Below are 22,023 nucleotides of genomic sequence, written 5' to 3' on the forward strand. Positions count from 1 at the left end.
CGCAGCCGTACGGATCAACGTGCGTAGTTCCCCCAAGATGATCTTGCCCCAAGCCCGGTGGAAAGCTGAAGACGCCGCAAACTGTTTCTTGCTCACCGGCTCTCGACGCTTGGACCCTCTCTATAGCGGTCAAGAAAGAGGCGGCCAATGCCGCCGACCATCGGCGATGTCCTCCGCCCACAAGCCCCGATTGTCTTCCTGCAACGTGCACACCGTGTCCACGCACCGCTGATCATGCAGGACCACCATGTCCGCTCGCGACGACCATACGGTCACGGGCGAGTGCTGCTCCGAAGGGGGATGCCGGGCGCTCATCCCACAGCCGTAGCACATGGAAATACGGCGCTCTGTTACGGGGCCCGGCCGTAGTCTGTTCATATGCCTCGTTTTGCGCTTGATATCGACTCCGTCCCCCGCCCCGTCCGTTCGCAGGAGCTTCTCGATGCGGTGAACCAGCGGGTCGTCATTGCCGACGGGGCGATGGGCACCATGCTGCAGGACCGGGAACTGTCGCTCGAGACAGATTTCCAGGGGCTGGAGGGCTGTAACGAGATCCTCAATGACACGCGCCCGGATGTCATCGGGGACATCCACGACGCGTACTTCGCGGTGGGAATCGACGCGGTTGAGACCAACACCTTCGGCGCAAACTGGTCCAACCTCTCCGACTACGGCATCGACGACCGCATCGAAGAGCTCGCCCGGAAGGGTGCAAAAATCGCCCGTGAGCGAGCCGAAGCGGCAGAAAAAACGGACGGACGCATGCGGTGGGTCCTGGGCTCGATGGGTCCGGGCACGAAGCTCCCCAGCCTTGGGCACATCAGCTATGACTACCTCAAGCAGACGTTCGCGCTGCAGGCCGAAGGCCTCATTGACGGCGGAGCGGACGCCTTCCTCATCGAGACGAGCCAGGACCTCCTGCAGACCAAAGCTGCGGTCAACGGCTGCAAGCAGGCCATCGTGGCCCGCGGCATCCGCCTCCCGATTTTCGTCGAGGTGACCGTCGAGACCACCGGAACCATGCTGATGGGGTCCGAAATCGGCGCGGCGCTCACCGCGCTCGAACCGCTCGGCGTCGACGCCATCGGCCTGAACTGCGCCACCGGACCCGACGAGATGAGCGAGCACCTGCGCCACCTGTCCAAGCAGTCCTCCGTGGCCATCGCCTGCATGCCCAACGCAGGCCTGCCCGTGCTTACCGCGGACGGCGCGCACTACCCACTGTCGCCTTCCGAACTCGCCACCTCGCACGAGCAGTTCGTCAGGGAGTTCGGCCTGGGACTGGTGGGCGGATGTTGCGGTACGACGCCGGCACACATGGCCGCCGTCGTCGAACGTCTTGCGCCCTTCCGCAGCAATGAGAACGACGGCGGGACCAGCCCCGCCAGCGGGAGCAAAACAGCCGGCCGCGTTCCCACCGAACGGGAGGCCGGCATCGCCTCCCTCTACCAGCATGTGAACTTCGACCAGGAATCGTCATACCTCGCCATCGGTGAGCGCACCAACGCCAACGGTTCGAAGGCATTCCGCCAGGCGATGCTTGAGGAGCGCTGGGATGACTGCGTCGATATTGCCCGCGAGCAGATCCGCGTCGGCGCGCACCTGCTCGACGTGTGCATCGACTACGTGGGGCGCGACGGCGTGGCCGACATCAAGGAGGTCGTCTCACGTTTCGCTTCGGCCTCCACGCTCCCACTGGTGATCGACTCCACCGAACCGCCCGTGCTGCAGGCCGGGCTCGAACACATCGGCGGACGCCCGGTCATCAACTCCGTCAACTATGAGGACGGCGACGGCCCGGACAGCCGCTTCGCACGCATCATGCCGCTCGTGAAGGAACACGGCACCGCCGTAATCGCCCTGACCATCGACGAGCACGGCCAGGCGCGCACCACCGAGGGCAAGGTGGCGATCGCCTCGCGCCTCATCGACGCCCTGGTGGGTGAGTGGGGGATGCGCGTCGAAGACATCATCGTCGACGCCCTGACCTTCCCCATCGCCACCGGCCAGGAAGAGACCCGCCGTGACGGCATCGAAACCATCGAGGCCATCCGCCAGATCACCACGAAGTACCCCGGCATCCACACCACCCTCGGCGTCTCGAATGTGTCCTTCGGTCTGAACCCGGCAGCGCGAATCGTCCTGAACTCGGTGTTCCTGCACGAAGCCGTGGAGGCGGGCCTGTCCAGCGGCATCATCGACGCCGCCAAGATCGTGCCGCTCGCTTCACTGCCGGAGGAACAGCGCAAGGTGGCACTGGACCTCGTCTGGGACCGCCGCGAATACGACGCCGACGGCAATGTCACGTACGACCCCCTGGCCAGCATGCTGGACATGTTCGCCGGCGTCGACACTGCTGCGCTGCGCGACCAGCGCGCAGCGGAACTTGCTGCGCTGCCCACCGGCGAACGCCTCCAGCGGCGCATCATCGACGGCGAGGGCAAGGGCCTCGAAGAGGATCTCGACCTTGCCCGCAGCGAAGGCATGACCCCGCTTGGCATCATCAACGACCAGCTGCTCGAGGGCATGAAGGTGGTGGGCGAACGCTTTGGGGCCGGCGAGATGCAGCTGCCGTTCGTGCTGCAGTCCGCCGAAGTAATGAAAAATGCGGTCGCGCTGCTCGAGCCGCACATGGAGAAATCGGACGCGTCCGGCAAGGGCACCATGGTGATCGCCACCGTGCGCGGCGACGTGCACGACATCGGCAAGAACCTGGTGGACATCATCCTCACCAACAACGGCTACAAGGTGATCAACCTTGGCATCAAGCAGCCAATAGCCGACATCATCGCTGCGGCCGAGGAACACAACGCCGACGTCATCGGCATGTCCGGGCTGCTGGTGAAGTCCACGGTGGTGATGAAAGAGAACCTGGCCGAGCTGCAGTCCCGTGGCCTGGGGAAGAAGTGGCCGGTGATCCTCGGCGGAGCTGCCCTGACCCGTGCCTACGTCGAGCAGGACCTGGCGGGCCAGTTCGACGGCGAGGTGCGCTACGCAAAGGACGCCTTCGAAGGCCTTTCGCTGATGGAGCCGCTGGTGCGCGTTGCCCGGGGAGAGGCGCCGGATGCCGTCGGCCTCCCCGCTTTGAAGAAGCGGATCCATAAAGGAGGCCCGAAGTTCAAGGTGACCGAGCCGGAGGCAATGCCCGGGCGTTCCGACGTCGCCTCCGACAACACCGTGCCTTCGCCGCCGTTCTGGGGTACCCGCATCGTGCGGGGTGTGGCCCTCCACGACTTCGCGGCGTTCCTCGATGAGCGCGCCACCTTCATGGGACAGTGGGGGCTCAAGCCCGGCCGCGGCGAGGACGGCGCCTCCTACGAGGAGCTGGTGGAACGCGAGGGCCGGCCGCGCCTGCGGTACTGGATGGACCGCATCCTCGGCGAGGGAATGCTAGACGCATCGGTCGCCTACGGCTATTTCCCGGTGGTTTCAGAGGGCGAGCAGGTGGTGGTGCTGCACCACGGCACGGATCCCGACGGCGTACTCGGCACCCCGGGACTCCTCGCCCCAGACGGCGGGTCAGGCGGTCCGATCGGCACCGAGCGGCTGCGGTTCGACTTCCCGCGCCAGCGCCGGGACCGGCACCTGTGCCTCGCCGACTTCGTGCGCTCGCGCGAATCGGGGCGGATCGACGTGCTGCCGGTGCAGCTGGTCACCGCCGGCGGCAATGTGGATGAGGTGACCGCGAAGCTCTTCGCCGGCGATCACTACCGCGATTACTACGAGCTCAACGGTTTGGTCATGCAGCTCACCGAGGCGCTGGCGGAGTTCTGGCATGCGCGCATCCGCTCGGAGCTGGGCTTCGCGGCCGAGGAGCCGAAGGACAAGGCCGGCCTGTTCAAGCTCGACTACCGCGGCGCGCGCTTCTCGCTCGGATACCCCGCGTGCCCTGACATGGAGGACCGCCGCAAGGTGGTGGAACTGCTGCACCCCGAGCGGATGGGCGTGGTCCTGAGCGACGAGCTGATGCTGCACCCCGAACAGTCCACCGACGCGTTCGTGTTCCACCACCCGGAGGCGAAGTACTTCAAGGTGTGAGCTGGCGCCGGTCCTTGTCCTGTACAGATTGAGCCCGGGCGGGTAGCCCGCCCGGGCTTCCACCCGCGCTGGAGACCGGCTTTACCCGCCGGAGGGCGGCGAGGATTGCCCGCCCCACCACCGCGATACCGATGATCGTGGTGACGGCACGCAGGGTGTCCCATCCCGCCGTCGAGGTCAAAAGCGAATAGAGCAGGAAGCTGCTGAGGTTGGTGGCCAGGGGCGCGCCGGGCATGTAGGAGATGCCCGTGCCGGCGCCGACGGCGAAGGGCCAGAACCACAGATTGGTGAGCAGGCCGAACACGTAGGACGCCAGGACTCCATAGCCGCAGAGCATCCACAGTTCGGCCCGCCCCCGCACCCGGCGGGGGAGCAGGCCGGCCCCGGCGCCCACCCACGCGCAGGCGAAAATCTGGAATGGCGACCATGGGCCGATGCCGCTCCACAAGGCGCTTGAGACGGCGATGGTGGCGGCGCCAAGGAGCATGCCGAAACGTGCGCCGAAGGCCCGGCCAGCCAGGATCAGCAGGATAAAGACTGCCTCCACACCCCCGACCCCGGTGCTGGCCACCCGCACCGCCGACCCGACGGCTGCCAGGACGCCGAGCAATGCCACCGTGTGTGCGGAGCGGACCGAGCCGTCGAGGGACAGCACGATCGCAACGACGGCAACGGGGGCAATGGCCAGCGCCGCGTAGGGGACGGCCGCGGCGGCATCCTCCGGGAGTGCCGCAGCGAGCAATGGCCAGCAGAACGCTGCGAGGGCCAGGAGGTTCGCGGCTGCGAGAACAGTGAGCTCGACGCCCCGCAGCATCCGGATGCCGCGGGCTTTTTTGCCAGCTGGAGTTTCTGGCAGCGGCTCCACGAATCGCGGTGCTGCGATGCGTTCTGCTGTTTGAATTCGTTGCGCTGCGGCGCGTTGCGCTGTCTCGTCACTGGCCGGGGCGGCTTCTGCCTCGGTTGCGGGGGCGACGCCGTCACGCATCGGGAGGATCCGGGCGCCGATGCCGTGCGCAAAATCGAGGTCGTGGGTGGCGATCAGGACCGCCGCGCCCTCATCTGCTGCGGCCCGCAGCGCCGCCGAGACTGCTGTGCGCGCAGCCGCATCGAGTCCGCGGGTGGGCTCATCGATCAGGAGTACCTGGGGACTGTCCATGGTCTGCAGTGCGATGGCAAGGATCCTGCGTTCGCCTGCGGAGAGGTCCCGCGGATGCTCGTGGCCGATGGGCATCGTGGCGTCTCCGCGCAACCGGGCAAGGTGCGAATCCGTAGATCTTGGGGGAAGGCGATCACTGCCAGAGCGTCGCCAGGCGCGCGCCTGGCGACGCTCTGCCGCCCGCAGCTCTGCTCCGACGGTGTCCCTTGTGAAGAGGTCGTCCGAGGCGTCCGGCACAAGGGCGACGCGGCCGCCGTCGACCGTGCCGCCGTCGACCGTGCCGCCGTCGACCGTTCCTTCAGTCAGTGTGCCTTCACCGAGCGCGAGTGCCACAAGGAGGGACGACTTCCCGGCACCGTTCGGCCCCACAAGGGCAACCACTTCACCGCGGTCCAGGGTCAGGGATGCGCTGCGCACGAGCGGCTTGCCCTCGCGGTGCACGGCGAGGTCGCTCGCCGTCAGCACTGGCGCGGGCTCCGCCCGCTGTTCCGGCGGCTGTGCCGGCGTTGGACGGCCGGCGACCGGGGGCAAAGGTGCGGTCGCCACGCCCGGTACCAGGGCGCCGTCGTCGATGGTCCACCATGAGTCGGCAACGGGTACGAGCGGGTCCGCCCGGTGCTCCGCCACGATAACGCAGACCCCCTCGTCGCGGGCGAGGGTGCTGAGCACCGCGATGACGCGTGTGCGTGCTGCGGTGTCGAGGTCGGCCAGGGGCTCGTCAACCAGGAGGAGGGCCGGGTGCTCCACCACCGCGGCGGCGATGGCTACGAGCGCTGCCTCACCCGCCGAGAGGGTGCTGACATTCCGGTCCAGCAGCGCCGACACTCCAATGCGCTCCGCGACCTCCAGCACGCGGGCCTTGGCGGTGCCGGATGCCACGCCGCGAAGCTCAAGTGCGAGGGCGATTTCGTCCCGGACCCGGGTGGTGGCGAATGCGGCGCGCGGATTCTGCAGTACGGCGCCGATGAGGCGTGCGGTATCCCGTGGCGGTGCGGTGGCACGGTCCGTTCCGCCGACGCATACCGTCCCGGAAACTTCCCCACCGTCAACGTGGGAGAGGAGGCCCGCGATGCCCCGCAGGATGGTGGACTTGCCGGAGCCCGTCGGCCCGGTAATGACCGTGACCGAACCGCTCGACGGCGCAAAATCGGCGACGTGCACCTGCGCGTCACCGATACGGAACTGTGCGCCCCGGACGAGAACCGGCGCTTCGATGCCACTGACGGGCTGGTGTACTGCCCGGCTTCCGAAGCCGCGCAGCTCCAGGGCCGCGGCAACCCGGCTTGCGTGCTCGAGGGTGCGCTCGAGTACGGGTACCAGGGCGCGGGGCCCAAAGCGTTCGCCCCGCAACCGAAATGCCAGGCGCACGGACTTCACGGCGTCGGAGAGCGCCGGGAGCGCCGCCCAGGCCACCACAAGCATCCGGGCTATACCCTGCATGGGGCCGCCGCGGGCCAGGTGCACGAAGCCGCGGGCCACGTCCACCCAGGCGTTGAGCACGCCGAAACCCAGGATCATCCCGGCAATCGGCAGGGCGGACAGGACCGCCTCCCACAGGCCAGGCGCCGTTACCGGACCTAGGAGGACTACATGGGCATACGGGGCAGGCAGCGGCACCGGCGGTAGATCGAGCAGGACCGGGCTGCCGATGCCCGCCCCGTTGAAGAGGGTGCGGTAGATGACCCGCGCCGCGATGAAGACGGCAGCGAGAGCCACCGCCGCGCGTAACGGCGCGGGTCGGAAGGTCACGCCGCGGGTGCGGCCGGTGCGCCGTCGACCGTGTAGAGCAGTTCCAGGCTCTGTCCCGGGCTCACCTTCAGGGTGGCCAGGCCTTCCTGCGCGTATGCCCAGGCGCCGGAGGCAGGCTTAACCCAGAGCGACCAGTAGGCAAAGGCGGCCGGCATCTTCTTGCATTCTTCCCGGTACGTGCCGCCTTTGTGGGTGATGTCGAAGTCTGCGGCGGGCACACCGTTCACACGGCACACCAGTTCCTTGGGATATTGGTCAGTGCCCTCGGTCTTCACCTTGGCCTCGTCGAGGACCTTGGACGCGAGAGTCGGCGCGTCCACAGGTACGCAAACGGACGAATCGGCGGCGGCCTGCTTCAGGGCGCCTGAATCGACGATGACCTTCACACCGGCGCAGGGCCCGGCGGCGGCGCTGGATGAAGCCGCTGCCGTGGAAGCCGGTGCAGAGGTGGAGGGCTGGGTGGCGGCCGGCGTGGAGCAGCCGGCGAGCGTCAAGAGGAGACCTGCGGCGGCGAGGGAGCTCGCGGCGGCGGTGCGGATCTTAGTCAAAGTCACCAGTCAAGGGTAGGGCGTTGCCTGTCCGGATCAGGATGCCGTCGTGTTGTGTGACGTTAGATGGGGGCAAATAAGAATCCACCAGGAGCTACCCGGCGGCCCACGCAACAACCAGCAGCGCCCCCACACAAAGGATGGTGGTGCAGAGAATCACGTCGCGGGCCACGGTCATGCCCCGCCCGTAGGGGGAGGCGAAGAGAAATACGTTCTGCGCGGTAGGCAGCGTCCCCATGATCACACTGGCCAGCAGGTGCTGGCCCTCAAGCCCGAAGACAAAGCGTCCCAGCAGCCACACGATCGCAGGCATGCCGGCGATCTTCAGGAACGTGGCCACGAGGGTCTCGGTCCGGCCGTCGTCTTTCTGCAACGGCGCCCTCCCGGCCAGAGACAGGCCAAAGGCGAGAAGCACCATGGGAACAGCCCCGCCGGCCAGCATGTCGATGGGTTTCTGCAGCAGATCCGGCTCCTGCCAGCCTGTCAGTGCCACGACGACGCCGAGTGCCGAGGCGATGATCATGGAGTTGGACAGTGGCTGGAGCAGCACCTTCTTCCACGAAATCCGGGCCCCGCCGAAGATTCCCAGCAGCGTGAGGTAGAACGGGGCCAGAACCAGGAGCTGCACCAGCAGCACCGGCGCCACGTGCTGGGCGGTGCCGACGGCGTACAGCGAGACCGGAATGCCGATGTTGTTGGCGTTCGCGTAGCTGCTGGCCATCGCCCCGACGGCGGTCTCCGCGGCCGGGCGCCGGAAGAACAGGAAGCTGAGCAGCCAGTAAAGAAGCCCCACTGCCGCTGCCGATAGCAGTGCCAGCGGGGCGTCGGTGCCGAGGGCCGCCCGGATGTCCGAGCCGGCAACCACGGTGTAAAGCAGGGCGGGGTTGGTGATGTAGAAGGCGGTGCGGGTCAGTGCGCCCTGGACTTCCGGCCCCAGAATGCGGAACCTGGCAGCGAGGTAACCGATGGCGATGACTGCCGAAACGATGAGTATTCCGGAGACAACGCCGCCCACTCTCTTGACCCTTCTGTTTATGTGCACTCCGCACGGCCGCCTCCTGTTGCGTGGGGGCGGCCGTGCGGAAGTCTAGTAACTTACCTGACCAGGCAGGGCCGCTTCGGGTCGAAGGACCAGCCGTCGATGTAGTACTGCATGCCGATGCTGTCGTCGCGGGCGTCCAGTCCGTGCTTCAGGTACAGCTGGTGCGCCTTGTCCAGCGCCTCGCGGTCCAGTTCGATGCCGAGTCCCGGCGCCGCCGGAACCTCGATGGCACCGCCCTTGATCTGCAGCGGGTTCTTGGTGAGGCCCTGCCCGTCCTGCCAGATCCAGTGGGTGTCCAGCGCGGTGATCTCGCCGGGGGCGGCCGCGCCCGTGTGCGTGAACATGGCCAGCGAGATATCGAAGTGGTTGTTCGAGTGCGAACCCCAGGTCAGGCCGAACTCGTTGCACAGCTGCGCCACGCGGACAGAACCGTGCATGGTCCAGAAGTGCGGGTCGGCCAGCGGGATGTCCACCGCGTTGCTGCGGATGGCGTGGGCCATTTCGCGCCAGTCCGTGGCGATCATGTTGGTGGCCGTCTTCAGGCCGGTGGCGCGGCGGAACTCCGCCATGACCTCGCGCCCGGAGAAGCGGCCTTCGGCGCCGCAGGGGTCCTCGGCGTAGGCCACAACGCCCTGCATCCGCTTGCCCAGCCGGATGGCTTCCTCGAGCAGCCAGCCGCCGTTCGGGTCCAGCGTGACACGGGCATCGGGGAAGCGCTTGGCCAGTGCGGTGACCACGTCCACTTCGTCGTCGCCGGAGAGCACGCCGCCCTTGAGCTTGAAGTCGCTGAAGCCGTAGCGCTCCTGCGCGGCTTCGGCCAGGGCAACCACGGCCTCGGGGGTCATTGCCTCCTGGCGGCGCAGTTCCTCCCAGCGGTCCGACGGCGCGTCCTCCACCAGGTACGGCAGGTCCGTCCGCTTGTGATCACCCACGAAGAACAGGTAGCCCAGCATCGGCACGGACGTGCGCTGCTGGCCGTCGCCGAGCAGTTCGGCCACCGGGACGCCCAGGAACTGGCCGTGCAGGTCCAGCAGTGCGGACTCGACGGCGGTGACGGCGTGGACGGTGGTGCGCAGGTCGAAGGTCTGCAGGCCGCGGCCGCCGGCGTCGCGGTCCGCGAACTCCGCGGCGATCTCGCGCAGCAGCGAGCGGTAGCGGGCCACCGGCCTGCCGGCGATCAGCGCGCCGGCTTCCTCGATGGTGGTGCGGATCTTTTCGCCGCCCGGGACCTCGCCGAGGCCAGTCCGGCCGTCGGAGTCGGTCACGATGACCACGTTCCGGGTGAAGAACGGCCCGTGCGCGCCGCTGAGGTTCATCAGCATGCTGTCGTAGCCCGCAACCGGGACTACCTCCACGCGGACGATTGTCGGCTGGGCGGTCATGCGTTCACCTCTGCTTTCTCTGCAACGGGAACAACTTCGCCGTCGATCCGGCGGTTCAGCTGCCACGGGTTGGCGTCCTGGAGCGCTGCGGGCAGCAGTTCCTGGGGCAGGTTCTGGTAAGCGACCGGCCGGAGGAACCGGTTTATGGCCAGCGTACCCACGGAGGTGGTGCGGGTGTCAGAGGTGGCGGGGAAGGGTCCGCCGTGGACCATGGCGTGGCCGACTTCGACGCCGGTGGGCCAGCCGTTCACGATGATGCGCCCCACCTTCTGTTCCAGCGCCGGAATCAGCTGCGCCGCCGTCGGGTAGTCCTCTTCGGTGAGCTGCAGGGAAGCGGTGAGCTGCCCCTCGATCCGGTTGGTGGCTTCCACCAGTTCCTCGGCGGAGGAGTAGCGGATCACCAGGGACGCCGCGCCGAAGATTTCCGCGTGCAGCACCTCGTTGCTGATGAAGTCGCGGATTTCCGTGCCGTAGATGGCCGGTGCCGGGGCGTTCTCGGTGGGGCCGGGGGTTCCGGTCCCGACGACGGTCACGTTCTCGGCGGCGCCAAGCGCCTCGGTCCCGGAGGTCCAGGAGCCGGCGATGCCGGCGGTCAGCATGGTCTGTCCGGCGCAGGCCGAAACAGCGCGGCCGACGGCGGCAGCGAGTTTGTCGCCTGCCTCACCGGCGGGGGCGAACAGCAGGCCGGGGGAGGTGCAGAGCTGGCCGGAGCTGCCGGTTACGGCGGTGACGTACTGCTGTGCCAGGGCGTCGATCTGCTCGGCGGAGCCCTTGAGGGCGCCGGGGAAGACGAAGACCGGGTTGAGCGAGGACATCTCCGCGTAGACGGGGATGGGTTCCGGGCGGGCGGCGGCGGTGCGCATCAGGGCGATGCCGGCGCTCTGTGAGCCGGTGAAGCCCACGGCCTTGATGGCCGGGTCCGCCACAAGGGCCTGGCCGATGCTGCTGCCCGGGCCGTAGATGAGGGAGAAGACGCCCGGGTGCAGTCCGAGATCAGCAACGGCCTTCGCGATTGCCTGGCCTACGAGTTCGCTGGTGCCGGGGTGGGCGTTGTGCGCCTTGAAAACGACGGGGCAGCCGGCGGCGAGGGCAGAGGCGGTGTCCCCGCCCGCCGTCGAGAAGGCCAGCGGGAAGTTGCTGGCGCCGAAGACGGCGACGGGACCGAGCGGGATCTGGCGCTGGCGGATGTCGACGCGGGGCAGCGGAGTGCGGTCCGGGATCGCGGGGTCGATGCGGACGCCGCGGAAGTCGCCCTGGCGGACCACGTTGGCGAAGAGCCGCAGCTGGCCGGTGGTGCGGGCGCGTTCACCCTGCAGCCGGGCTGCCGGCAGGCCCGTCTCCTGGCCCGCGCGGACAATCAGTTCGTCGCCAATGGCTTCGATGTTGTCTGCAATGGCGTCCAGGAAGGCAGCGTGGGCTTCGGGGTCAAGCGTGCTGAATGATGCGAAGGCCTCGGCGGCCGCGGCAGTGGCGGCCTTGAGCTGCTTCTCGCTGAGCAGGGTGTAGGCGGGCTCGAGCTGTTCGTTGCTGGCCGGGTTGAAGGCGAAGGTGGTCTTGCCTTCGCCTGCAACGGTTTGTCCGGCGATCAGGGAGTGTCCGGTAAGGGTCACAGTTTGTTCCTCCTGGGTAAAGGTGGGAGCCGAAAGGTCAGGAGACCTTGGCGATGAGTGTCTTGAGATCGGCCAGGTCCTGCGGTGCGAGGTTCTGCAGCGGGGGACGGACGCCGCCGGCGGAACGGCCGATGGCGTCAAGGCCGCCCTTGACGATGGACACGGAGTAGCCCTTCACGCGGTCACGGATGTCCAGGTACGGGATGACGAAGTCATTGAGCTTCTGGTTGACGGCTACACGGTCGTTGTTGCGGACGTCCTGGTAGAAGTCGAGCGCGAACTGCGGCACGAAGTTGTACATGGCGCTGGAGTAGGTGCTCATGCCCAGCTGCAGGAGCGGCAGCGCGAAGGTCTCTGCGGTGGGGAGGCCGCCCAGGTAGAACAGGCGGTCGCCGAGCTTGGCGTAGACGCGGGCGTCGTGCTCGAGGTCGCCCACGCCGTCCTTGAAGCCGATGAGGTTCTCGTGGCGGTCGGCCAGCGTGGCCACCGTGGTGTCCTTGTAGATGGCGTTGGCGCGGTTGTAGATGATGACGCCGAGCGAGGTGGCGTGGCAGACGGCGCTGACGTGCTCGATCAGGCCGCCCTGGTCGGCTTCGGTCAGGTACGGCGGCAGGAGCAGGATGCCCTCGGCGCCGGCGGCCTCGGCGGCCTTGGCGTTTTCAATGGCCTGGGCGGTGGAACCGCCGGCGGAGGCCAGGACGGGGACGGTGCTGCCGACTTCCTCGACGGCGGCACGGACCACGCGGGCCGACTCGGCCGGAGTGAGCGAGAAGCCTTCACCCGTGCCGCCGGCGGCGAAGAGACCGGCAACGGGGTAGCTGGCCTGCCATGCCAGGTGCTTGCGGTAGTTTTCCTCGTCGAACTGCAGCTCTGCATCGAAGGAGGTCACGGGGAAGGACAGCAGCCCGTCCTTGAGGGTGTTGGCGAGTTCCTGGGGTGAAAGTTTAGCCACGGGATTGTCCTTGGAGTCTGTGCCGCAGGCGGCGGGGTCTGTGGTGGTGGTTCCTTTTCAGACTAGGGAGGCCCGTCCATGCCTGTCCAAGTGCATTTTTGTATCTATTGATACCCCAGCCGCATGGAGGCCGTTGAAGCTGAAGGCGCTCAGTTGGCGGCGAACTCCAAGTCCCGCAACAGCCGCACCAGGGCAGGGTTCTTTGCGTCCCGGTTCCAGATGGCGTGAAGCTCCACGGGCTCTTCCTCGCCGCTGGCCAGCCGCAGGAATGACACCCCCCGGATACCCAGCCCTGTTGCCGAGTGCGGCACGAAGGCCACCCCGCGCTTGGCGGCCACGAGCGAGACCATGGTGAGGATCTGGCTGACGGTGTGCACCACGTTTTCATGCCGGATGGAGTGCAGGCGGACCACAAGGTCGTAGAAGTACCTCGCCTCCGTGGGGGAATGCATGATGAGCGGCTCGTCTTTGAGGTCCTCGTTCTCGATGTCCCGCTTGAGGCCTGCGAGGGGGTGCGACGCGGGAACCGCCAGCACCATCGACTCGCGGTACAGCAGATGGGAGTCGAAAATCTCGGTGTCGAACGGCGGCCGTGCCAGGCCGAGATCCAGTTCGCCGGTGAGCAGGCCCTGGATCTGCTCACCCGTGACCAGCTCCTGAAGGTCGATGTCCACGTCGGGCACGATCGCACCGATCTCTTCGAGCAGCGGGCCCAGAATGCTGAAGCCGCTCGCGGCCGTGAAGCCGATGCGGAGATGGCCCTGCCGGCCGGAGGCGATCCGGCGTGCGGTCACGGGAGCCCTGCTGGCCAGCGCCATGAGTCTGCGGGCCTCGTCAAGGAAAGCGCGTCCGGCCGCGGTCAGCTCGACCCGCCGGTTGTCCCGTTCGAGCAGTTCAGCCCCCACGGTCTTCTCCAGTTTCTGGATCTGGCGGCTGAGCGGCGGCTGGGTCATGTTGAGGCGCTCGGCGGCCCGGCCGAAATGCAGTTCCTCGGCGACGGCGATGAAGCCGGTCAGCTGGTCGAAGGTAAACATGATGCCCTCCCGGTATTACTTGATGCATATTTGGGCTTAGACATGCATCATAGCGCCTCCCTACACTCGACCTAGCGAACCGGCAGTGACCCGGTTCACACAGACCTACGGGCTGAGGCAGCCCGCAGTGCAAACGAGGAGTTTCAATGATGCACTTCCCCACCCGCCGCGCCGTTCTCGGAGCGGCGTCGGCTATCACCCTGCTGGCCATGACCGCGTGCGGCAACGTTTCCGGCGGCAGCGCCGATTCATCGAAGTACCCCAACGGCCCGGTCACCCTGACCGTGGGCCAGGCGCCGGGCGGCAGCACCGACCTCATCGCACGCGCCGTCTCCGAAGGTGCGGCAAAGACCCTCGGCGCCCCGATGCCCGTGGTGAACAAGCCGGGCGCCAACGGCGCGCTCGCCAGCAAGGAGGTGGCGGGCAAGCCGGCCGACGGCCAGAACCTGCTGCTGCTCACCGCTTCCCTGATCACGATCACCCCGCTGGCCGTGACCGCGGACGAGGCTGTCAACATCGATGACTTCGACATCATCTCGGGCCTGTCCCAGGACGACTACGTGCTGGTTGCCAGCGGGAAGTCGGGTTTCAAGTCCATCAAGGACGTGACCTCGGCCGGCCGCAACATCACCTACGGCACCACCGGCGTCGGCACCGGCAGCCAGCTCGCCCAGACCGTTCTCTTCAAGCAGGCCAACGTGAAGGGCACCGACGTGCCGTTCGACAGCGGCAAGCCCGCCCTGACTGCTGTCCTGGGCAACCAGGTGGAACTGGCAACCATCCAGCTCGGCGAGGCCATGCCGCAGATTGAGGCCGGCAAGGTGTCCCCGCTGCTCGTCTTCTCGGAGGAGCGCAACTCCTTCCTGCCGGACACGCCCACCGCCAAGGAATCCGGCTACGACGTTCCGGTTGCGCAGTACCGCGCCGTCGCCGCCCCCAAGGGTACGCCGAAGGAAGTCAAGGACAAGCTCGTTGCCGCCATCCAGGAAACCTTGAAGTCGGATTCCTACAAGGAGTTCAACAAGAAGAACATGCTGACTCCGAAGGAAATCTCGGGTGAAGAAGTTGTCACCCAGTGGAAGGACTACGCAGCCAAGTACAAGGCCCTGGTGGAGAAGTACGACATCAGCCTCGCCGGGAACAAGTGATTCCAGTGCAGGCAGCATCACCGGTATCCGGCGGAGGGAACAGCTCCAACGCTGTTTCCTCCGCCGGGAACGGCACCAATGACCTTCCCGGCACAGAGTTGGATGACCTGACTCCAGAGCAGCTGGCAGCCCAGTGGGAGGAAGAAAAGCCTCCGGCGGCCGGTGCCCTGGCAAATGTCGGATCTTCGCTGGTGGTCATCGGCGTGGGCATCGGCGCCGTGGTCCTGTCCGTGGCCATGGGCTTGGGTACACCGTCCGCCCCGCAGCCCGGCCTGTGGCCGTTCATGATCAGCTGCGTGATGGTGGTCCTGGGCCTGTTCCAGCTGATCGTCGGCCGGCACAACCGGGACGCGGAGCAGTTCACCCGCATGTCCGCGGCCCCGCTGACCGGGCTGGTCACACTTGCCGCCATGGTGGCCCTCATGCCAATCGCCGGCTTCGAGCTGCCGGCCCTGGTGCTGTGCATCATCTGGATGCGCTTCCTCGGCGGCGAAACCTGGCGCTCCACGCTCCTGGTCAGCGCCGTCGTCGTGGCAGCTTTCTACGGCATCTTCGTGATGGCGCTCAACACTTCCATCCCCCACCTCTTCTAGGAGACCACCGTGGATTTCCTGAATCCCGTGATCAACGGATTTGCAGTCGTCCTGGAGCCAATGAACCTCCTGTACTGCCTGATCGGCGTCGTCATCGGCATGCTGATCGGTGTATTGCCCGGTCTGGGGCCCGCGGCAACCATCGCCATCCTGCTTCCGCTCACCTACAACGTTGAGCCCGTCACCGCCATCATCATGCTGGCCGGCATCTTCTACGGTGCCCAGTACGGCGGCACCATCACTTCTGTGCTCCTGCGCCTGCCGGGCGAGGCATCCTCGGTGGTCACCGTCTTCGACGGTTACCAGATGGCCAAGCAGGGACGGGCCGGCACGGCACTGGGCCTGGCATCCATCGGTTCGTTCATCGGCGGCACCGCGGCCATCATCGGCCTGACGTTCCTGGCCCCGATCGTGGCGAGCTTCGCCCTGGACTTCGGCCCCGCCGAGTACACGGCCCTGGCGCTGCTCGGCATCCTGCTGGTGGCCACGATCAGCAGCGGCTCCAAGACCAAGGCACTCATCGCGGCCGCGCTCGGCCTGCTGCTGGCGACCGTTGGCCGGGACATCTTCACCGGCGAAAACCGGTTCACCTTCGGAAGCCTCGAGCTCGCCGACGGCATCGACTTCGTCCCGATCGCCATGGGCATCTTCGGCCTCGGCGAGATCCTGTACAACCTCGAGGAGCGCCACCGCGCCGCGAAGGCGCCCTCCGCCGTCGCGAACGTCTGGCCCTCCCGGGGTGACCTCAAGCAGGCATCCGGCGCAATCGGCCGCGGTTCGGTCCTCGGCTTCTTCCTGGGCATCCTGCCCGGCGGCGGTGCCACGATCGCCTCGATGGCCTCCTACGCCATGGAAAAGAAGCGGGCCAAGCAGCCCGAGCGCTTCGGCAAGGGTGCGCCGGAAGGCGTGGCCGGGCCGGAAACCGCCAACAACGCCGCGGCGACGTCCTCCTTCATTCCGCTGCTCACCCTCGGCATTCCGGCCAACGCCACCATGGCACTGATGTTCGGCGCGCTGCTGATCCAGGGCGTCACCCCTGGCCCGCAGCTCGTGGAACAGGACCCGGGACTGTTCTGGGGCGTGGTGAACTCCATGTACATCGGTAACATCCTGCTGCTGATCATGAGCCTGCCGCTGGTGGGGATCTTCGTGAAGATCCTCCGCGTCCGCGCCGCCATCCTGGCGCCCATCACGGCGCTGATCACCCTGCTCGGCGCGTACACGATCAACAACAGCATGTTCGACGTCACGCTCGTGGTGGTCTTCGGCATCGTGGGCTACCTGATGAAGAAATTCGGCTTCGAGCCCGGCCCGCTGGTGCTGGCCTTCGTGCTCGGCTCCCTGCTCGAAAGCTCGCTGCGGCGCTCCCTGCTGGTGTTCGGCGGTGACCCGCTGGGCTTCTTCGGCCGGCCCATCTCCGCCACGCTCCTCATTGTGTTCGTCCTCGTGGCCGCGCTCCCGGGCATCCGCTCCGCGCTGGCCAAGCGCAAGGCCACCGTCCCCGCGGGAACCGCCGCCACAGAAATCAAGGAGAAGGTATGAGCATCATCGTTGGATTCGTCCCCACACCGGCGGGGGAAGCTGCCCTCGCGGCCGGCATCGCGGAGGCCCGCCTCCGCAACCAGGATCTGGTGATCGTCAACTCCGCCCGTGAAGGCGCCCTCGTGGACAAGTCAGTTGCACCGGACGACGTCCTGGCCAAGGCGTCCAGGCAGGCAGCGGACGCAGGCGTCACGGCCCGGGTGATCCAGCCGCCCTACCAGCATGACCTCGCGGACGAGTTCCTCGACGTCGCCCGGGAGGAAAACGCCTCCCTGATTGTCATCGGGCTGCGGCACCGCACGCAGGTGGGCAAGTTCATCCTGGGCAGCCACGCCCAGCGCATCCTCATGCAGGCTGACCGTCCCGTTTTGGCCGTGAAGGCCGACGGCGGCCAGTTTTAGTACCCGAAGCACCGCTTGGTAAGAGGCGGGCCGGGACCCGTACGGGATCCGGCCCGCCTCAGCCGTATCCGCACTCCATAAACGGAAAGACCCCATGACCACTCTGATCGCATCCACTCCCCGCCAGCACCGCTCGCGGCAGCGGACCATCCCCGCAGGCGAGCCCACGCGTGCCAACCCGCTCGAGCCCGTGCCCAACTGGTGCAAGCTTTCGCGCCGGGACGAGGTGACCGTGTGCCGCGACCGGCGGAGAGTGGCCGCCGGCCGCGTTGACATGGTGGCGCTGGACGGCAGCGTCTTCTGGATCATCCAGGAGGACGGCAAGGGCCGCGCCATGATCCACCAGAAGGACGGGCTGACGGTCTTCCGGAAAGCTGGCAAGGCCCGCCGTCCCCGGCACTACGGAAACAAGCTCGCCCTGCCGTGACATCGGACTCTTAACCTCCCTCAGCGGAATACCAACGGCCGAAGGGGCCTTGTTCTAAGCGGGCTCCGACGACCGGTTGCCCCGCGAAAGGACATCTTTGCCTGCCTTCATCCCGTTCACCATGTGCGCCACAGTCCGCGACGGCCACGGCCGCTCCTTCGGCACCGACTTGGAACGCCTCACGTCCACCCACCGCGGCTGGGCGCCGTTGGACATGGTCAAGTCCACCAATTCCAAGGCTCTCCTGCGCGGTGCGATCCGGCAGAGCGCTCACACAGCCACCGACGCGAGCCTTGCCCGCTACCTGCAGACCCGCCTTGCCGCCGACACGGACATCCACTTGGACCTCACCGTGAGCATCGAGCGGTAAGGGACTTTCGCCAGCCCCGGACCTGTGGGTCCGGGGCTTTCCTGTGCAGCGACACGAACGTTCCGGCAGGCATAAGCTAATACCAGAAGGTCGCTTCCAGCACCGGGGAGCTTATCGTGGACACTGAAACCGCCGCCGTCACCGGTCATGACGTCACCACCATCACCTGCGTGTGCGGCAACACCGTCAGCAGGGACGGACTAATACAGGCCAACTCACAGGGCGTGCCCGTTTACGCCGGCGCGAACGCCTCCCTCCCCTCGGAGCTCGCGCAATGGCCCGCCGATGAGGATCTTTACACACTCTGTCCCTCATGCGGCCGCGTGTACCGTGACACGACAATCGAAGAGACAGGGACCGCGCCCGTTGCTTTCCGGGTGGACGTCACCGTTAGTCCGATCGCAGAAGCAATCCGGGCCCACTGGAACCTCAGCACATGAGAACCGCACCCGTAAAACAATCGTGATTCCCGCCGTCGTCGGCATAGGGTGGGCGAAGCGGACAAGCGTGAATACTCTCCCGACGCCGGGGTACGGAAGGACTTGAAGAACACCCCGGGGGGAGGTGCCACGCAGGAACCACCGATAAAGGAGAACTCTGTGCGGGAAGCAAGCTTCAACAACAGCGTTTCAGCAGCGGACGAATTCACCGACGAGCCCGATGGCTTCGGGCAGGACGGTGCGGCGGTCCCGGCTGGCGAAGAGGCTGCGGCCGGCGACGCAGTCTCGGCTGACTCAGCAGCCGAAGCGCCTGAAGTGACTGAAGCGGCCGACATCACCTACGACGAGCAGTTCTATCCCGCCCGTCCCAAGGCGCTGCGGCCGATCGCCCGCCGCCGCCAGTTCTTCGCCGACCGCCCATCACTGGAATTCGACGGGCGCAACGCGGCCTATGTTGAGTGGCTGCGGAACCAGGCCATGCTTGGGGATGCGAACGTCATGGCACGGCAGCTCTCCGGGCAGGCCAGCATGTGGCAGAACTCGTATGCCCATCCCAACCCGCGGGCTGCCGTGGAACGCGCCCCCGTCTGGTTCACGGCCTACCCGCTGTCCTTCATCACGCGCCCGGGCCAGTCCTTCCTCTCCGCGCTGGGCGATCCTGAGCTGTGGGACGCCTTCCGCGAGATCGGCATCAGGGGTCTGCACACCGGCCCGGTCAAGCTCGCCGGCGGCATCAGCGGCTGGTCGCAGACGCCGAGCGTGGACGGGCACTTCGACCGCATCAGCATGGCAATCGACCCGGTGTTCGGCACTGAGGACGAATTCCGCAAGATGTGCGAGGTCGCTGCCGATCATGAAGGCACCGTGATCGATGACATCGTCCCCGGCCACACGGGCAAGGGGGCCGACTTCCGCCTGGCCGAGATGAACTTCCGGGACTACCCCGGCATCTATCACATGATCGACATTCCGGAAGAGGACTGGCACCTGCTGCCGGACGTTCCCGAAGGCGAAGACTCAGTCAACATCAGCCCTGATGCGGAGCAGGCACTGCAGGAGGCCGGGTACATCATCGGCCGGCTGCAGCGCGTGATCTTCTACGAACCCGGGGTCAAGGAGACCAACTGGAGCGCCACCCGGGCGATCGTGGACACGGCCGGGAAAACCCGGCGCTGGGTCTACCTCCACTACTTCAAGGCCGGCCAGCCGTCCATAAACTGGCTGGACCCCACCTTTGCGGGAATGCGCCTGGTGGTCGGTGACGCGCTGCACTCGCTGCTCGACCTGGGCACGGGCGCGCTGCGGCTGGACGCGAACGGGTTCCTGGGCGTGGAGAAGAGCGCCGAGGAGCAGCCTGGCTGGTCCGAGGGGCACCCGCTGTCCGAAGCGGCAAACCAGCTGATCGGGTCCATGATCCGCAAGGTGGGCGGGTTCTCCTTCCAGGAACTCAACCTGACCATCGACGACATCAAGGCCACCTCCGAGGCGGGTCCCGACCTTTCCTACGACTTCGTCACCAGGCCGGCCTACCACTACGCGCTGGTGACTGCCGATACGGAATTCCTGCGCCTGACACTGCGGCTGGCCATGGAAATCGGCGTGGACCAGGCATCACTGGTCCATGCCCTCCAGAACCATGACGAACTGACCTACGAGCTGGTCCATTTTGCCGCCGGCCACAGGGACGACGTGTTCGAGCTCAACGGCCAGGAGCTCACCGGCGCCGAACTGGCAGAGCACGTTCAGCAGACCCTCCGCGAACGGCTGACGGGCCCGGACGCGCCCTACAACGCGTTGTTCACCACCAACGGCATCGCCTGCACCACGGCCAGCGTCATCATGGCCGCCCTGGGCATCCAGGACCCGGAGAACCTCTCCGACGAACAGCGGGCCCAGATCCTGGACGTCCATATCCTGCTGTCCATGTACAACGCCCTGCAGCCCGGTGTCTTTGCCCTGTCCGGGTGGGACCTCACCGGCATCGTCACCCTTGACCGCCAGAAAGTGCGGGAGCTTACCGCGCAGGGAGACACCCGCTGGATCAACCGCGGCGCACACGACATCATGGGCACCAGCCCCGACGCGGAGGCCTCCTCCGCCGGAATGCCCCGTGCCCGCAGCCTCTACGGCCCGTTGCCCGACCAGCTCAAGGACCCGGCGTCCTTCGCCCGGCGGCTGCAGAAAATCCTCGCTGTCCGGGAACAGAGCGGCATTGCCACCAGCACCCTGCTGGACGTGCCGGAAGTTTCCCAGCGCGGCCTGCTGGTCATGGTTAACCGGCTGGGGGACGGGAACCTGCAGGCGACCGTGCTCAACTTCTCCGGCCAGGACATTGCGGGCAGCATCCAGTCGAGCCACCTGGTTCCCGGCAGCAGCGTCCACGACCTCTTCAGCGGCGAGGCCGTGGGGCAGGTCGACGACCTGCACAGCTTCTTCCTGGAGCTGGGCGCCTATCAGGGCACGGCACTGGTCCTGAAGGAAGGCGAGAAGGACGACGACGCCGAGTGAGCCGGCTCTGAATCTGGCACCGCGCCTACCGAGCCCCGGCGGACCAGCGTGGCGTTGAACTCGGGCGCCGGGGCCAGAGGCGGGCGGCCCTCGATCTGCCTGATCAGGGCGCTCGCCGCCGCGGCCCCCATGTCGTAGACCGGCTGCGCCACCACCGTCAGTGGTGGCGTGGTCAGGCGGGTCCAGGCGAAGTCGTCGTACATGAGGAACGACACGTCATCCGGGATTCGAAGTCCCATCTCCTGGACGGCTTCCACCACGCTGAGGGCAATCAGGCCGTCTGAAGCCACGACGGCGGTGGCCGGGTCTGTGCCGAGCAGCACCTCGCGCGTGAGGTTCCGGATGGAGCCGGCATCGCCGGCGTTGAGCCGGACGAGGTCCCCCGGGAACTCGCGCCCCGCGTCAGCAAAGGCCCGCCGCATCCCCGCCAGGCGGTCCGAGATTTGCGATGAATCCAGCCGCGTTCCCTCGGAGTACTCAGCGTCGGTGCGCAGCGTCGAAATGAAGGCGATCCTTCGGTGCCCGGCATCCAGAAGGTAGCGCGTTGATTCGTAGGAGATGGAGGCCATGTCGACGGCGACCGTCTCCAGCGCGAGGCCATCAGCAGAGCGGTCCAGGAGCACCAGCGGGCGGCCTGCTTCGTGGACCCGCCGCAGGTGCTGCGTCTCCACGGACGAGGCCGGCGCGACGATCAGGCCGTCCACCCTCTTGTCGAGCAGCACGCGGACAGCGTCCACTTCCGCCGCGGTGTTCTCGTCCGTGTTGATCAGGATGACGTTGTACCCGCTCTTCTTCGCGGTGTCCGTGATCCCCCTGGTGGCCAGGCCGAAATGCGGGTTTTCGATGTCGCCCACCACCACGCCTATGGTGTGCGATTTCCCGGTATTCATGCTGCGTGCCAGCTCGTTGGGCCGGTACTCCAGCTCTTCCGCCGCGGCAAGAACCCGCTCGCGGACATCATCGCTGACAGCACCGTAGTTGCCCAGCGCACGGGCGGCCTGGGCTTTGGAGACCTGGGCAGCTTTTGCGACGTCGGCAACTGTCACGTCCCGCCGTCTTGCTCCGTCACTGCTCATGTTCACC

General features: G+C 66.9%; 17 protein-coding genes. 9 read left to right on the forward strand and 8 right to left on the reverse strand.

Translation table 11 applies throughout. From position 1 onward, the window contains the following. Positions 1 to 378 precede the first annotated feature (378 nt). Positions 379 to 4,038, forward strand: a complete 3,660-nt coding sequence (metH, locus tag ACTHQX_RS19585) for a methionine synthase (protein ID WP_440158887.1) — start codon at positions 379 to 381, stop codon at positions 4,036 to 4,038. On the opposite strand, the gene ACTHQX_RS19590 is transcribed toward metH, so the two are convergent. The 7 genes from ACTHQX_RS19590 to ACTHQX_RS19620 all read right to left on the reverse strand — a co-directional run bounded on the left by ACTHQX_RS19590 (position 4,028) and on the right by ACTHQX_RS19620 (position 13,511). Beyond that, complete coding sequence (locus ACTHQX_RS19590; protein ID WP_440158886.1) at positions 4,028 to 6,943, reverse strand: ATP-binding cassette domain-containing protein; 2,916 nt, start codon at positions 6,941 to 6,943, stop codon at positions 4,028 to 4,030. The two genes, metH and ACTHQX_RS19590, sit on opposite strands and share 11 nt — an antisense overlap. Continuing rightward, complete coding sequence (locus tag ACTHQX_RS19595) at positions 6,940 to 7,497, reverse strand: hypothetical protein (protein ID WP_440158885.1); 558 nt, start codon at positions 7,495 to 7,497, stop codon at positions 6,940 to 6,942. Before ACTHQX_RS19595 ends, ACTHQX_RS19590 begins: the two co-directional genes overlap by 4 nt. Before the next feature lie 88 nt (positions 7,498 to 7,585). Then, positions 7,586 to 8,506, reverse strand: coding sequence for an AEC family transporter (locus tag ACTHQX_RS19600; RefSeq protein ID WP_440158884.1), 921 nt, complete (start codon positions 8,504 to 8,506; stop codon positions 7,586 to 7,588). Between the two features lie 80 nt (positions 8,507 to 8,586). Further along, positions 8,587 to 9,915 carry an enolase C-terminal domain-like protein gene (locus tag ACTHQX_RS19605; protein WP_440158883.1) on the reverse strand — a complete coding sequence of 443 codons (1,329 nt, stop codon included), beginning with the start codon at positions 9,913 to 9,915 and terminating at the stop codon, positions 8,587 to 8,589. After that, positions 9,912 to 11,525 (reverse strand): aldehyde dehydrogenase (NADP(+)), encoded by a 1,614-nt coding sequence (locus ACTHQX_RS19610; protein WP_440158881.1) that lies wholly within the window; start codon positions 11,523 to 11,525, stop codon positions 9,912 to 9,914. Before ACTHQX_RS19610 ends, ACTHQX_RS19605 begins: the two co-directional genes overlap by 4 nt. Positions 11,526 to 11,562: 37 nt before the next feature. Further along, a complete protein-coding gene (kdgD, locus tag ACTHQX_RS19615; RefSeq protein ID WP_440158880.1) occupies positions 11,563 to 12,477 on the reverse strand; it encodes a 5-dehydro-4-deoxyglucarate dehydratase in 915 nt (304 codons plus the stop codon). A 149-nt stretch (positions 12,478 to 12,626) separates the two neighbouring features. Continuing rightward, the gene (locus ACTHQX_RS19620; RefSeq protein ID WP_236806058.1) at positions 12,627 to 13,511 is read right to left on the reverse strand and encodes a LysR family transcriptional regulator; all 885 of its coding nucleotides are present in this window, start codon (positions 13,509 to 13,511) and stop codon (positions 12,627 to 12,629) included. A gap of 146 nt (positions 13,512 to 13,657) precedes the next feature. On the opposite strand from ACTHQX_RS19620, the gene ACTHQX_RS19625 reads away from it, so the two are divergent. From ACTHQX_RS19625 to treS, 8 genes are all read left to right on the forward strand, one after another. Further along, positions 13,658 to 14,659 carry a Bug family tripartite tricarboxylate transporter substrate binding protein gene (locus ACTHQX_RS19625; protein WP_440158879.1) on the forward strand — a complete coding sequence of 334 codons (1,002 nt, stop codon included), beginning with the start codon at positions 13,658 to 13,660 and terminating at the stop codon, positions 14,657 to 14,659. Between the two features lie 5 nt (positions 14,660 to 14,664). After that, positions 14,665 to 15,252 (forward strand): tripartite tricarboxylate transporter TctB family protein, encoded by a 588-nt coding sequence (locus tag ACTHQX_RS19630; RefSeq protein WP_440158877.1) that lies wholly within the window; start codon positions 14,665 to 14,667, stop codon positions 15,250 to 15,252. Positions 15,253 to 15,261: 9 nt separating this feature from the next. Beyond that, positions 15,262 to 16,794, forward strand: coding sequence for a tripartite tricarboxylate transporter permease (locus ACTHQX_RS19635; RefSeq protein WP_440158875.1), 1,533 nt, complete (start codon positions 15,262 to 15,264; stop codon positions 16,792 to 16,794). Beyond that, positions 16,791 to 17,195 carry a universal stress protein gene (locus ACTHQX_RS19640; protein ID WP_214849266.1) on the forward strand — a complete coding sequence of 135 codons (405 nt, stop codon included), beginning with the start codon at positions 16,791 to 16,793 and terminating at the stop codon, positions 17,193 to 17,195. The genes ACTHQX_RS19635 and ACTHQX_RS19640 overlap by 4 nt, the downstream gene beginning before the upstream one ends. 94 nt (positions 17,196 to 17,289) lie before the next feature. Then, positions 17,290 to 17,622, forward strand: a complete 333-nt coding sequence (locus ACTHQX_RS19645; protein WP_440158874.1) for a hypothetical protein — start codon at positions 17,290 to 17,292, stop codon at positions 17,620 to 17,622. 97 nt (positions 17,623 to 17,719) lie between these two features. Then, positions 17,720 to 17,992, forward strand: a complete 273-nt coding sequence (locus tag ACTHQX_RS19650) for a hypothetical protein (protein ID WP_440158873.1) — start codon at positions 17,720 to 17,722, stop codon at positions 17,990 to 17,992. Positions 17,993 to 18,108: 116 nt separating this feature from the next. Beyond that, positions 18,109 to 18,432 (forward strand): hypothetical protein, encoded by a 324-nt coding sequence (locus tag ACTHQX_RS19655; protein WP_440158872.1) that lies wholly within the window; start codon positions 18,109 to 18,111, stop codon positions 18,430 to 18,432. A 315-nt stretch (positions 18,433 to 18,747) separates the two neighbouring features. Next, positions 18,748 to 20,940 carry a maltose alpha-D-glucosyltransferase gene (gene treS, locus ACTHQX_RS19660; protein WP_440158893.1) on the forward strand — a complete coding sequence of 731 codons (2,193 nt, stop codon included), beginning with the start codon at positions 18,748 to 18,750 and terminating at the stop codon, positions 20,938 to 20,940. On the opposite strand, the gene ACTHQX_RS19665 is transcribed toward treS, so the two are convergent. Continuing rightward, positions 20,886 to 22,016, reverse strand: coding sequence for a LacI family DNA-binding transcriptional regulator (locus ACTHQX_RS19665; protein WP_440158871.1), 1,131 nt, complete (start codon positions 22,014 to 22,016; stop codon positions 20,886 to 20,888). The two genes, treS and ACTHQX_RS19665, sit on opposite strands and share 55 nt — an antisense overlap. Between the last annotated feature and the right edge of the window lie 7 nt (positions 22,017 to 22,023).

This window comes from Arthrobacter sp. SAFR-023 (genome assembly GCF_051965295.1).
Classification (GTDB): domain Bacteria; phylum Actinomycetota; class Actinomycetes; order Actinomycetales; family Micrococcaceae; genus Arthrobacter.